The organism is Thermodesulfomicrobium sp. WS (assembly GCF_027925145.1).
Classification (GTDB): domain Bacteria; phylum Desulfobacterota; class Desulfovibrionia; order Desulfovibrionales; family Desulfomicrobiaceae; genus Thermodesulfomicrobium.
This window is the reverse complement of record NZ_AP027130.1, coordinates 2,033,715-2,046,048: the sequence shown is the minus strand read 5'-3', so window position 1 is coordinate 2,046,048 and position 12,334 is coordinate 2,033,715. Positions and strand designations below refer to the sequence as shown.

Below are 12,334 nucleotides of genomic sequence, written 5' to 3'. Positions count from 1 at the left end.
CACGCTTCTCCTCAATAGTTCACATGCCGCCAGCCGAGGTCCACTTCGGCCCTGGACGCGCGATCTCCCTCATAGTGAGAGCGCACCAGGTAGACGACAAAAGAACCTCCTTTGGCGGCGCTTTTGCCAACACCTTCGTATCCGGCGCCCATTTGGATAGCGCCGCCGACGACCAGTCCCTGGGAGAATTGGCCGGCACGAAGGTAGATGCCGGTGGAGCCATTGGTGTACAAAGAAATCGGCCAGGAGGCATTGTCGCTGGCATTAAAGCTGGCCACTGTTTGGTTCGTCCAGCATGCAGCGTCGCAAGTTCCCGCTGGACACGAAGGAAGCCCTGCGAGGTTTTCGTTACAGAGGGCAAGGGGTTGGTTTTGTTCGAGATTGGCTTCTAAGATTTCGTGACCGACATTGACTCCGCTATCGGCATGGATGAGGGCATTTTTGGCGTCACGATCATTGGCCGCAATCATGATATTGATATCGGTAACGTCAGCAACCATGAGCCCTAGGGCGGTCAGGATGAATAAAACGATGAGCGCAATGACCAAGGAAGATCCTTGCTCAGTATTTTGGAGAGAAGACATAAGTCGTCCGTATGTTCCCTGAGTTTCTGAAAATTTGCCAGGATATAGAGCAGTTCATTTCTTTGGAGTTAGCAATTGGGGTATTGTTCGTGACATTACATATAAAATTATAATTTACATTGTCTATTGTTATGTTGTTGTTGATATTCGATATGTTTTTATATGTATTTTCATTATACTGATTTGTTGTAGAATTTTCTATAATTTGTTCCAAAATAAAATTGGCTTGTGTTGCATAATAAGATCTGCTGTCCTGAAAAGATCCTTGCGAGAAAAGGCTCGCAACGCCAAGCAAGCCTATTGCCAGGATTGCAGAGACAACAAGGAGTTCTACGAGAGAAAATCCAGAGATTCTACTTTGTTGCAATAAATTCCTATTTGGCATTACGAACCTGCACTACTGTTGTCATAGTACGATTCCGTATTCCCATGTTTGCACGATTGGAAGATGGAATTGCTGTCGCGTTGATTTGAACCATACGAATGGATTCCAAATTTGCATTCGGATCAGAAATTACGTTCCCCTCAGCGTCCAAATATGTGAATTGGAGATCGCCTATATTGATAGCGAGTGGCTGCCATGGCACAGTGCCTGTGCTAAATTTTTGAATGGAATTTGTTGTTGCATTGAAGTAAAATGTTGTTATTTCATTGTCGGATCCATCAAAAGTCCCATTGCCGTCGGCATCTTGGGTACAATTTATTTGTGTTTGATTTGTTATAGATGTAAAACCAAAATTATCTGTCGAATTTGTATTTGGAGAGTAGCCGCACATGCGAATAGAATCTGCCATGGAAGTCATTGCCGAGAGCAGCTCTTGCTGCATTAATGCTGTTTCTTCTCGAATGAGCGCTTGTCGATTATGTGTCGCAAACAAATTGTAAATGGCAATGCCTAAAATGCTCATGATGGCAAGTACCACCAAGAGTTCTACAAGGGTCATTCCTTGTGGATAGCGATGCCTGGTTATGGAATCCATTGTGTTCCCTGCCATTGGCGGACAATCATGGATCCAGAGAGACTTCGAGCGGTGATGGCCATAGTATTTCCATTGATGTCTTGGATGTACACCGTTCCAAGAGAGCCTGCTATCCCCCCCCGTGCATTGAATACAAAACGATTGTTGGGAGGAAGATTGGAGCTGCTATTGGAGAATGTTGCATTGGAAATGTTTTTTGTCGCAACGCCATGCCCGAAAGTGATTTCTCCTCGCAAATCAGAAAGCGAAAAACGCCGGAAGAGTTCGTTGTCTTGTTCTGTATTCCAGTTATTATCCGGACCATCTTCGGTGTAGACGGTGCACGTCTGATTGGATGGGTTAAAAACCACTGCCACCCGGGTATTGCGTTTGATGGCCTCGCTGCGTGCCATCTGACAAAGGCTGATAATTGTCCGGGCAGCCCGCTTGAGGTTGCTGTACGGCAAGTAACTGGAAAGAGCCATGGCCGAGAGCCCCATCAGGATGGCGACAATCGCCAGCACCACCATCATCTCGGTGAGGGTAAAGCCCCAGGAAGGGGCGCGGCGCCTGGGAGAGCAGTGCGACATGGTCAACTCGTCTTTCCTCGGTTGCTTTGGAAATGGTATGTATCCCCTCTTGATATAAAAGACAAGGGAGCGGTGGAGCAAATCGACGCCGCTTGCATTTGCTGCTTTTCAGAAAAAAACAGTCAAATCAATCTGTTTGCTCTCCTGGATGTTGCGGCGTATAATTGTGATGATGTGGCGTGGTAAGTTCGTTCCTTCGGGGGATCCGCGCAGGCGGTCTGCCTCTGGGGGGACGGGGGGTGAGGGTTGGAAGGCGAGTTTTATGGTATTTCATTGAATACATTAGAGCGACTGCATTCCAAAAAACACCTTGAGGGATGTTCTTGGGAGGTGCTGGGGCGCGCTCAAGGGGAGCGAGAAAGGATGTCTACTCTGTTTTTTTATGGACCACTTTTTGCTTGTGCCCGGCTGGTGGAGTTTTTTTCCCGGAGGATCCCATGCGTTGGCTTGTGCTTGTACTCTTGATGATAAGCGGATGTGGGCAGATTTCCTCGCTTGTTTCGTTGACGCCGCGTGAGCCGGCTGGGGACCAGGTGCTTTTGCGGGAGACCTACCGCGCTGCGGACACCTTGCATGGGCAATTGCGCTCTACCGAGGCGGCGGCGCATCCGATGTTGGTAGCCGCTTTTGTGGATGGCGCAGACGTGGAGCACGTCAGCGACGTGGGCCGTCTTTTGGCCGAGCAGGTGGCCTCGCGTCTGGGACAGCTGCGCTACGCCATGAAGGACGTGCAGTTGCGCTCCCAGTCGGTGGTGGTGCGGCCGGGGGGGGTGCTCGCATTGTCTCGGCGTCTTGAGGACCTGGACCCGGAGGCGGATGCCTACGCAGTGTTGGTGGGCACCTATACGCGGGTGGGGTCGCGTCTTTTTGTCAATGTACGGGTGGTGCGGGCGCAGGACAGCGTGGTGCTTGCTGCCGCGGACATGGATTTGCCGGCCAAGGCCCTGGTGCCGCGGCAACAACTTCCCTACCGGGAACCCTCGGTGGCGACGACCCTGACCTCGAGAGTGCCGTAGCCCATGCCATGGCGTCAGGTGTGTGCTCGGTTGGCCCTCCTTGCGCAGGACGGGACCAGCTGGTGGTCGCAGGTGGCGCGAGATCCGCAGACCGTGCTTGCATGGAACGACCACACCTTGGTGGTGCGGTGGGCCGGTAATGCCGCCTTGTGGGTGGATGCGCTTCCCCAGGGGCTTTTGGTGCGTACCGCCGAGGAATATCTGTGCCTTTCGCCGCCGGGGTTTCGGGTGGTGTTGGAGCCTGCGGCTGCGAATTTCCCGGGGATTATCCGCCAGGTAGATGACGTCGCGCGACGTTTTGTGGCCTTCCGCCGTCGGGTGATGCGCGTTGCTCATCCCCAGGCAGGGTTGGTGGATTTTCTTGCCCTGCGGGAGCCGTGTGTGGGGGCGGTGGATATCCTGCTTGCGGAAGGTGCCCCCCGCGTGGACCTTGTGCTTGTCCACCCGCAGGGGGTGCTCTCGTGCTGGCTGGTGCGGCGGGCAGAATCCCTGCGGTCTGCTTCGGCGCGTCATGCCTTGGTGCGTCAGGCGGCCGCGCTTCGTCGGGAGCTCGCGCAGCCGCAATCCATGGCCACCCTGGAAGGCCTTCTTGGGCGTTGGTCCCATGTACCGGCCCTTTTTGCGAGCAAGCGTCCGCGGCGGCTCGTCCAGGCCGTGTGCTCCGAGCCAGCAGTGCTGATCACCGGTTTTTTGCCGGAACTGCGGCCCGCCGTGACTGCCTGGGCCGAGGATCTGCGTTCGCAGGGGGTGACTCGGGTGGTTTCGGTGGCGGATCCCGCCCATTTTTCTCCCCGTCACTGGTCGATGGCGGAAATCGATGGGCGTGGAGGCGGGGCGTGGGAGCTGCGCTCGGATGCTGCGAACACCTGCTCTTGAGCGGCAGACGGTGGAGGATGGTTGCCGAAGGAAAAGGAGGTCAACGGCGAGAATGGAGAAAACATTTTGAATTTTCAGTGAAAAATGAACTTTTTGGTCTTGCACAATTTTTTCTTGACCGCTGTTTGGTTTTTTCTCTAAGAGTTTTCTTCCCGCGAGCGAGCAGGTTTTGCCCGTGGGGTTCTTTAGAAAGGCGAAGGGGTTTTGGGCCTGGGCGAAAAAGTCCTTGACAGCGGAGGGTGGTGCCCTGTAGGGGGTGCGTCCCTTCGGGAGGGGCCGGATGGCCCCGGGAAAAAACTCCTTGACAGGGGGTGGGTGGCTCGGTAGAGGCGCCGACCTCGCGCCCGGAAGGGCAACGGTCTTTGACAAATAAATAGCGAGAAGAACCAAAGGTAAGGTTTCTACGGCAACTTGGTTGCCTTGACGTTTCAAACTGGAGAGTTTGATTCTGGCTCAGAATGAACGCTGGCGGCGTGCCTAACACATGCAAGTCGGACGCGAACGGGGCTTCGGCCCTCAGTAGAGTGGCGCACGGGTGAGTAACGCGTAGGTAATCTCCCTCTGGATTGGGGATAACTCTGCGAAAGCGGAGCTAATACCGAATGGTCTGGCTTTATTTCGATGAAGTCGGTAAAGGATGCCTCTGCATATGCATCTGTCCAGAGATGAGCCTGCGTCCCATTAGCTAGTTGGTAGGGTAAAGGCCTACCAAGGCGACGATGGGTAGCTGGTCTGAGAGGATGATCAGCCACACTGGAACTGGAACACGGTCCAGACTCCTACGGGAGGCAGCAGTGGGGAATATTGGGCAATGGGCGCAAGCCTGACCCAGCAACGCCGTGTGAGGGATGAAGGCCTTCGGGTCGTAAACCTCTGTCAGAAGGGAAGAACGGGCACAGTTCGAATAGGGCTGTGTTGTGACGGTACCTTCAGAGGAAGCACCGGCTAACTCCGTGCCAGCAGCCGCGGTAATACGGAGGGTGCGAGCGTTATTCGGAATCACTGGGCGTAAAGGGCGCGTAGGCGGCCTGGTAAGTCAGGGGTGAAATCCCACGGCTCAACCGTGGAATTGCCTTTGAAACTGCTGGGCTTGGATCCTGGAGAGGGTGGCGGAATTCCTGGTGTAGGAGTGAAATCCGTAGATATCAGGAGGAACACCGGTGGCGAAGGCGGCCACCTGGACAGGTATCGACGCTGAGGCGCGAAAGTGTGGGGAGCAAACAGGATTAGATACCCTGGTAGTCCACACCGTAAACGATGGATACTAGGTGTTGGGGGCATGACCCTCAGTGCCGGAGCTAACGCGTTAAGTATCCCGCCTGGGGAGTACGGTCGCAAGGCTGAAACTCAAAGAAATTGACGGGGGCCCGCACAAGCGGTGGAGTATGTGGTTTAATTCGATGCAACGCGAAGAACCTTACCTGGGCTTGACATCCTGGGAATCCTGCAGAGATGCGGGAGTGCCCTTCGGGGAACCCAGAGACAGGTGCTGCATGGCTGTCGTCAGCTCGTGCCGTGAGGTGTTGGGTTAAGTCCCGCAACGAGCGCAACCCTTGTTCCGAGTTGCTACCAGGTAAAGCTGGGCACTCTCGGGAGACTGCCCGGGTCAACCGGGAGGAAGGTGGGGACGACGTCAAGTCATCATGGCCCTTACGCCCAGGGCTACACACGTACTACAATGGCGAGTACAAAGGGCAGCGATACCGTGAGGTGGAGCGAATCCCAAAAAACTCGTCGTAGTCCGGATTGCAGTCTGCAACTCGACTGCATGAAGTTGGAATCGCTAGTAATCGCGGATCAGCATGCCGCGGTGAATACGTTCCCGGGCCTTGTACACACCGCCCGTCACACCACGAAAGTCGGTTCTCCCCGAAGTCGCCGGACTAACCCGCAAGGGAGGTAGGCGCCTACGGTAGGGCTGGTAATTGGGGTGAAGTCGTAACAAGGTAGCCGTAGGGGAACCTGCGGCTGGATCACCTCCTTATCGGAAGAGTTCTTCTCGCTATTTACTTGCAAGGGTTGTTGTCCTTGCGGTGGGGGCTTGTAGCTCAGGTGGTCAGAGCGCACGCCTGATAAGCGTGAGGTCGGAAGTTCAAGTCTTCCCAGGCCCACCAAGTGGGGGTGTAGCTCAGCTGGGAGAGCGCCTGCCTTGCACGCAGGAGGTCATCAGTTCGAACCTGTTCACCTCCACCACAACAAGGTTTGCCCTTGGGTCCTCGAGCGAGGTATCGCTAGGGGACATGAGCGGAAAGCTTGTGGTTCATTGACAGAAGAATAGAGGGAAAGAGAGATACGGAAATAAGGGCATACGGTGGATGCCTTGGTGCCAGGAGGCGATGAAGGACGTGGGAGGCTGCGATAAGCCTCGGGGAGCTGCCAAACAAGCGATGATCCGGGGATTTCCCAATGGGGCAACCCGGCTGGAGTCATGTCCAGTCATCCTGCGGCTGAATCCATAGGCTGCAGGAGGCGAACTCGGGGAAGTGAAACATCTCAGTACCCGAAGGAGAAGAAATCAAGAGAGATTCTGTGAGTAGCGGCGAGCGAAAGCGGAGGAGCCTAAACCACGCAGCATGCTGTGTGGGGTTGGAGGGCCCCCGGAATCGATCCATGAGTAGATAGCAGAAGGGTCTGGAAAGGCCCACCAGAGAGAGTGAGAGTCTCGTATGCGAAATCGAAAGTGGCGAGGGGGGTACCTGAGTAGGGCGGGACACGTGCAATCCCGTTTGAATCTGGGAGGACCATCTTCCAAGGCTAAATACTCCCTGGCGACCGATAGTGGACCAGTACCGTGAGGGAAAGGTGAAAAGAACCCCAGTGAGGGGAGTGCAAAAGAACCTGAAACCGTATGCCTACAAGCAGTGGGAGCACCTTTGGGTGTGACCGCGTGCCTTTTGCATAATGGGCCAGTGAGTTCATCTGTAGTGCGAGGTTAAGCCGCGAGGTGGAGCCGTAGCGAAAGCGAGTCTGAATAGGGCGTTGAGTACTGCGGATTAGACCCGAAGCCGGGTGATCTATCCATGAGCAGGTTGAAGCTTGGGTAAAGCCAAGTGGAGGACCGAACCGTTGTAAGTTGAAAATTACTCGGATGACTTGTGGATAGGGGTGAAAGGCCAATCAAACTCGGTGATAGCTGGTTCTCTCCGAAATATATTGAGGTATAGCCTCGGGAGTTTCCTTTTGGAGGTAGAGCACTGACAGGGCTAGGGGGCTTACCCGCTTACCAAACCCTATCAAACTCCGAATGCCAGAAGGTGAATCCCGGGAGTCAGACCGCGGGTGATAAGGTTCGTGGTCGAGAGGGAAAGAGCCCAGACCGACAGCTAAGGTCCCCAAGTCCATGCTCAGTGGGAAAGGAGGTGGGGTCGCTTGGACAGCCAGGAGGTTGGCTTAGAAGCAGCCATCCTTTAAAGAAAGCGTAATAGCTCACTGGTCGAGCGACCCTGCGCCGAAAATGTAACGGGGCTAAGCATGGCGCCGAAGCTTCGGAATCAGGCGTAGGTCTGATTGGTAGGAGAGCGTTCTCTGCGGGTTGAAGGAGTACCGGGAGGTGCTGTGGACTGCAGAGAAGTGACTATGCTGGCATGAGTAACGAAAAAACAGGTGAAAAACCTGTTCGCCGTAAACCCAAGGTTTCCTGGGTAAAGATAATCTTCCCAGGGTAAGTCGGCCCCTAAGGCGAGGCGGAAACGCGTAGCTGATGGGAAACGGGTTAATATTCCCGTACCTGTGGTGCCTTGTTGGAGCGAAGGGGGGACGCAGGAGGGTAGGTGGTCCGGGTGTTGGAATACCCGGTGCAAGCGAGTAGGAGGGCTTCCTAGGCAAATCCGGGAAGCCGATACCTCTGAGACGTGATGCCGAGCCGTTAGGCGAAGCCACTGAGCCCATGCTGCCAAGAAAATCCTCGTAGCGAGAGGTACTGCAGACCGTACCGGAAACCGACACAGGTGGGTGGGGTGAGTAACCCAAGGCGTTTGAGCGAACTCTGGTTAAGGAACTCGGCAAAATGACCCCGTAACTTCGGGAGAAGGGGTGCCACTTTGGGTGAGCATATTGACTATGCGAGCTTGGAGTGGTCGCAGAGAAGTGGCGGTGGCGACTGTTTACTAAAAACACAGGACTCTGCGAAGTCGGAAGACGACGTATAGGGTCTGACGCCTGCCCGGTGCTGGAAGGTTAAGAGGAGAGGTTAGCCGCAAGGCGAAGCTTTGAATCGAAGCCCCAGTAAACGGCGGCCGTAACTATAACGGTCCTAAGGTAGCGAAATTCCTTGTCGGGTAAGTTCCGACCTGCACGAATGGCGTAACGATCTCCGCGCTGTCTCAACCAGAGGCTCAGTGAAATTGAATTGGCGGTGAAGATGCCGTCTCCCCGCAGAAAGACGGAAAGACCCTGTGCACCTTTACTACAGCTTGACATTGGATCTTGGACTATCATGTGTAGGATAGGTGGGAGGCTGTGAAGCGGGTACGCCAGTATTCGTGGAGCCGTCGTTGAAATACCACCCTTGGTGGTTTAGGATTCTAATCCCAACCCGTGAACCGGGTGGGAGACAGTGTCTGGTGGGTAGTTTGACTGGGGCGGTCGCCTCCCAAAGAGTAACGGAGGCGCACAAAGGTTCCCTCAGGCTGATTGGAAACCAGCCGTTGAGTGCAAACGCATAAGGGAGCTTGACTGCGAGACTGACAAGTCGAGCAGGGACGAAAGTCGGTGTTAGTGATCCGGTGGTTCCGCATGGAAGGGCCATCGCTCATCGGATAAAAGGTACGCCGGGGATAACAGGCTGATCGCGTCCAAGAGTTCACATCGACGACGCGGTTTGGCACCTCGATGTCGGCTCATCACATCCTGGGGCTGGAGCAGGTCCCAAGGGTACGGCTGTTCGCCGTTTAAAGTGGTACGCGAGCTGGGTTTAAAACGTCGTGAGACAGTTTGGTCCCTATCTTCTGTGGGCGTAGGAGAGTTGAGTGGGTCTGCTCCTAGTACGAGAGGACCGGAGTGGACGATCCTCTAGTGGACCTGTTGTCGCGCCAGCGGCACAGCAGGGTAGCTATGATCGGAAGCGATAACCGCTGAAAGCATCTAAGCGGGAAGCCGTCCACGAGATGAGCTCTCCCTGCCGTAAGGCAGTAAGATCCCAGGGAGACTACCTGGTAGATAGGCCGGGAGTGTACGTGCGGTAACGCATTGAGCTGACCGGTACTAATGGATCGAGTGACGTATCTCTCTTCTCTCTATTATTCTTATATATTTTCTCCTGGCGGTCATAGCGGAGGTGTCCCACCCGAACCCATTCCGAACTCGGCAGTGAAACCCTCCAGCGCCGATGCTACTGCGGGCCTTCCCGTGGGAAAGTAGGTCGCTGCCAGGAGTTTTTTTTTCCCAAAAAAAACGCCCCACCCAGGGGCGTTTTTTGCTCGCCCGAACCATCCCCCCTTCCTCCCCCGTGGGCCGCAAAACACAGCCCGCTTTCCAGCAGCGGATAGGCCGCGTTCAATCCACGCCCCCGCCTGGGGGGCGACGCTCCCAGGAGAGGATCCGGCCGGCATCGGGCTTGCGTTTCAATCCACGCCCCGCGTGGAGGCGACACCCTCTCAGCGGGACCCCGAAGTCTCTGGTTCCACGCAATGCGTCCGCAAGGAGATCCTCCTGTTGCCCTGGGCCGCGCCGCGCACATACTTTTGGACACCCACTTTGCGGATTTCCCGGGCTCATGCATCCATCATCTTGCGCGCTGCGGTCATGCCGCGCAGGTATCGGGCCTGGCGGCGGGCGGCGAGTTCCAGCACGCTTTCCGGCGTGCCCACGGCGTGGCCGAACTCCTTGAGAAGCCGGGTGCTGAGCGTGATGAAGGCTGCTTCCGCAGATCGTCGGGCGGAGCGGCCCGTCCACAAGCTGCGTTGAGCGCCCCAGCGGCAACGCGCAGGATGGTCTCGCTGCCCCGACCTTTGGCGAGCGTCAGGATGCGCTGGGCGTGGCGGTCGAGGGGAACGTAAAGTGGGTGTCCCTTTGTAGCTTTGTAGTTCTTTGCCCCACGGGCAGATGCGGCACTCGATGTGGCTCGCCCCAGCACAGCGCGTGATGTCCACGGCGAAATTGCCCGTGCCCGCCCGGCGGATCTCTTCGACCGGCCCCGGCGCAAGCGGTGTCTTGTCGTGCTTCCCAACGCGAGGCAAATCGCATGCGGCGTCCCAGTACTCGGGTGGACTTTGCTCAGCCTTGCAGGTACCATTGGGTTTCTTACTTCATTACTTGAACTTGAGGAAATCCGTATGTTGACCAAGCGCACGAGCAAGAACCAGGTCACCCTCCCCAAGGCGGCCGTCCAGGCCACTGGCGGGGCGGACTACTATGACGTCACCGTTCAAGACGGCAAGATTGTGCTCACCCCCGTTCGCTTGCAGCAGGCCGATGCTGTGCGGGCGAAACTGGAAGAACTGGGCATCACGCCAGAGGACGTCGACGATGCCATTGCCTGGGCCAGAGCGCGGGCATGAGCATTCCGCGTGTTGTTTTGGATACCAACTGCCTGATCTCGGCGCTGATCTTCTCGCGCAGCAGCTTTGCCTGGCTGCGCCACGCGTGGCAGTCCCAGCGCTTCATCGCCTTGGCCAGTCACGACACGGTCAGCGAACTCTTGCGGGTGCTGGCTTACCCCAAGTTCCAGCTGACTTGCAGCGAGCGGGAAACGCTCCTTGCGGACTTCCTGCCCTATGTCGAAACCGTGAAGATCGCGCGCACCCCTGAAGGTTTGCCCGACATCCGCGATGCGGATGACATCATCTTTTTGGCGCTTGCGGCCGCAGCCCAGGCCGATGCACTGGTCAGCGGCGACGGCGATATTCTGGCCGTACGGGATCGGTTTGCGGTGCCGATTCTGACCGTCTGCCAATTCGCCGACTGGCTGCAAGCGCGCTGACGCTCTTTTGGACACCCACTTTGCGGGCTTCCCGGGATCATGCCTCCATCATCTTGCGCGCTGCGGTCATGCCGCGCAGGTATCGGGCCTGGCGGCGGGCGGCGAGTTCCAGCAGGCTTTCCGGCGTGCCCACGGCGTGGCCGAACTCCTTGAGAAGCCGGGTGCTGAGCGTGATGAAGGCCTCGGTGTCCATGCCCAGGCGCTGCAAGAGCCGCGGGGCGGTCTCGGGGATGTGGCCGCGTTTTTTGGGGTGGATACACCGGCCCACGGTTTCCACCAGCTCCACGTAATCCTCCAGGGCGCAGGGCAGGGCCCAGTCCTCGTGGCCGGTGGCGTCGAAGGGGAGGAGCGGGGCCATGGGCAGGCGGCGTTCGTTTGTGGGGGCGGCGTGGTTTGCGGGGGGGCCGTCGGCCTTTGGGGCGGCGTGGGCTGGTGTCGTGGTGTGGGCGCATTCCCGCAGTCGGGCTTCCACCCGGTCCGGGAACAGCCGCGCCTCGATGCTCGTGTGCCGGCTGTCTTCCGGTGTTTCGGCGATCCCGGCGCGAATGGGGTTGAGGTCCACGTACACCATGACGGCAAACAGGGCCTGTTCGTCGAGGATGGCCTGGCTTTGGAAGCGTCCCTCCCAAAACCGGCCGCGCACCCCGTCTTCGCGGTTGGCCTTGCGGGCGATGGACTCGTTGAGCACGCGCGTGAACCACGAAAGATCCCAGAGGCGCTCCCGGTAGGAGGCGGCCCATTGGCGCGCCATGTGACGGTCTGCCTCGGGCATGGCGGCCCGGGTCCGGGGATCGAGGAAGCGCTGCACCACCAGCGGCCCGGAGAATAGGCGTGTCCATCGGGCGAGGACCTCCTCGTCCGCGAGGCGCTCGGCCCGATCCCGATCGATTTTCACCACGATGTGGTAGTGGTTGCTCATGATGGCATAGGCGGCCACGTCGATGGTGAAGATCGCGGCCAGCTCGCGGATGCGGGCCTCGATCCAGCCGCGGCGGTGGTCGAAGTTTTTCCCGGTCAGGCGGTCTTCGCCACAGAGAAAGGCGCGGCGCACGCAGCGGCAGACCACGTGATACCAGGCAGTGTGCTCCAGTGAGACGATGTGCGCGCGGGGGCGTGGCATGGGGGCTCCGATCCGCTCAAAGAGCGCCGACCAACAAGGTGTTCCCGAGGAGGTTTGCAACTTTGTAAGGAAATCTGGGGGGAACGTAAAGTGGAAAGTGGGAAAGTGGGTGTCCCTTTGTTTGTCCCGGACGGACTCGAAAGGAGGACGGACAAAGTGGGTGTCCCTTTGTTAGTTCCCTTCCGTAAAGACCCTGCCCACGCGCAAGGCCCTTATGGAAAAAACCCTGCCCCTCTTGCGAAGGACAGGGTTCGAAGGCTTTCACCTCAA

9 protein-coding genes, 2 tRNA genes and 3 rRNA genes are annotated in these 12,334 nt (G+C 57.1%); 9 read left to right on the top strand and 5 right to left on the bottom strand.

Going from position 1 to position 12,334, the window contains the following annotated elements:
• Positions 1-11: 11 nt before the first annotated feature.
• From QMF81_RS09810 to QMF81_RS09800, 3 genes are all read right to left on the bottom strand, one after another.
• Positions 12-584, bottom strand: coding sequence for a PilX N-terminal domain-containing pilus assembly protein (locus QMF81_RS09810; RefSeq protein WP_281750624.1), 573 nt, complete (start codon positions 582-584; stop codon positions 12-14).
• Positions 585-958: 374 nt separating this feature from the next.
• On the bottom strand, positions 959-1,528 hold the full coding sequence (locus QMF81_RS09805; RefSeq protein ID WP_281750623.1) for a prepilin-type N-terminal cleavage/methylation domain-containing protein: 570 nt from the start codon (positions 1,526-1,528) through the stop codon (positions 959-961).
• A gap of 23 nt (positions 1,529-1,551) precedes the next feature.
• Entirely contained in the window at positions 1,552-2,133 is a 582-nt protein-coding gene (locus tag QMF81_RS09800) for a GspH/FimT family pseudopilin (protein ID WP_281750622.1), read from the bottom strand.
• 437 nt (positions 2,134-2,570) lie between these two features.
• Between QMF81_RS09800 and QMF81_RS09795 the strand changes: the two genes are divergently transcribed.
• The 7 genes from QMF81_RS09795 (at position 2,571) to rrf (ending at position 9,396) form a co-directional block, all read left to right on the top strand.
• The gene (locus QMF81_RS09795; RefSeq protein WP_281750621.1) at positions 2,571-3,149 is read left to right on the top strand and encodes a FlgO family outer membrane protein; all 579 of its coding nucleotides are present in this window, start codon (positions 2,571-2,573) and stop codon (positions 3,147-3,149) included.
• A gap of 3 nt (positions 3,150-3,152) precedes the next feature.
• Complete coding sequence (locus QMF81_RS09790) at positions 3,153-4,025, top strand: hypothetical protein (protein WP_281750620.1); 873 nt, start codon at positions 3,153-3,155, stop codon at positions 4,023-4,025.
• Positions 4,026-4,455: 430 nt separating this feature from the next.
• Positions 4,456-6,009, top strand: a 16S ribosomal RNA gene (locus QMF81_RS09785).
• Between the two features lie 53 nt (positions 6,010-6,062).
• Positions 6,063-6,139, top strand: a tRNA-Ile gene (locus QMF81_RS09780).
• A gap of 3 nt (positions 6,140-6,142) precedes the next feature.
• Positions 6,143-6,218: transfer RNA gene (locus QMF81_RS09775), tRNA-Ala, on the top strand.
• Between the two features lie 95 nt (positions 6,219-6,313).
• Positions 6,314-9,252, top strand: a 23S ribosomal RNA gene (locus tag QMF81_RS09770).
• 29 nt (positions 9,253-9,281) lie between these two features.
• A 5S ribosomal RNA gene (rrf, locus tag QMF81_RS09765) occupies positions 9,282-9,396 on the top strand.
• Together the 16S, 23S and 5S rRNA genes with 2 tRNA genes alongside form the textbook arrangement of a ribosomal RNA operon.
• Before the next feature lie 340 nt (positions 9,397-9,736).
• Here the strand turns inward: rrf and QMF81_RS09760 are convergent.
• Positions 9,737-9,919: a hypothetical protein gene (locus tag QMF81_RS09760; RefSeq protein WP_281750619.1), complete on the bottom strand. Its 183-nt coding sequence runs from the start codon at positions 9,917-9,919 to the stop codon at positions 9,737-9,739.
• A gap of 378 nt (positions 9,920-10,297) precedes the next feature.
• Here QMF81_RS09760 and QMF81_RS09755 point away from each other — a divergent pair, with 378 nt between their 5' ends.
• Both QMF81_RS09755 and QMF81_RS09750 read left to right on the top strand, forming a co-directional pair.
• Positions 10,298-10,522 (top strand): AbrB/MazE/SpoVT family DNA-binding domain-containing protein, encoded by a 225-nt coding sequence (locus tag QMF81_RS09755; RefSeq protein ID WP_281750618.1) that lies wholly within the window; start codon positions 10,298-10,300, stop codon positions 10,520-10,522.
• Positions 10,519-10,944 (top strand): putative toxin-antitoxin system toxin component, PIN family, encoded by a 426-nt coding sequence (locus QMF81_RS09750; RefSeq protein ID WP_281750617.1) that lies wholly within the window; start codon positions 10,519-10,521, stop codon positions 10,942-10,944. The genes QMF81_RS09755 and QMF81_RS09750 overlap by 4 nt, the downstream gene beginning before the upstream one ends.
• A gap of 37 nt (positions 10,945-10,981) precedes the next feature.
• Here QMF81_RS09750 and QMF81_RS09745 read toward each other — a convergent pair whose 3' ends face one another.
• A complete protein-coding gene (locus tag QMF81_RS09745; protein WP_281750616.1) occupies positions 10,982-12,064 on the bottom strand; it encodes a transposase in 1,083 nt (360 codons plus the stop codon).
• Positions 12,065-12,334: the final 270 nt, after the last annotated feature.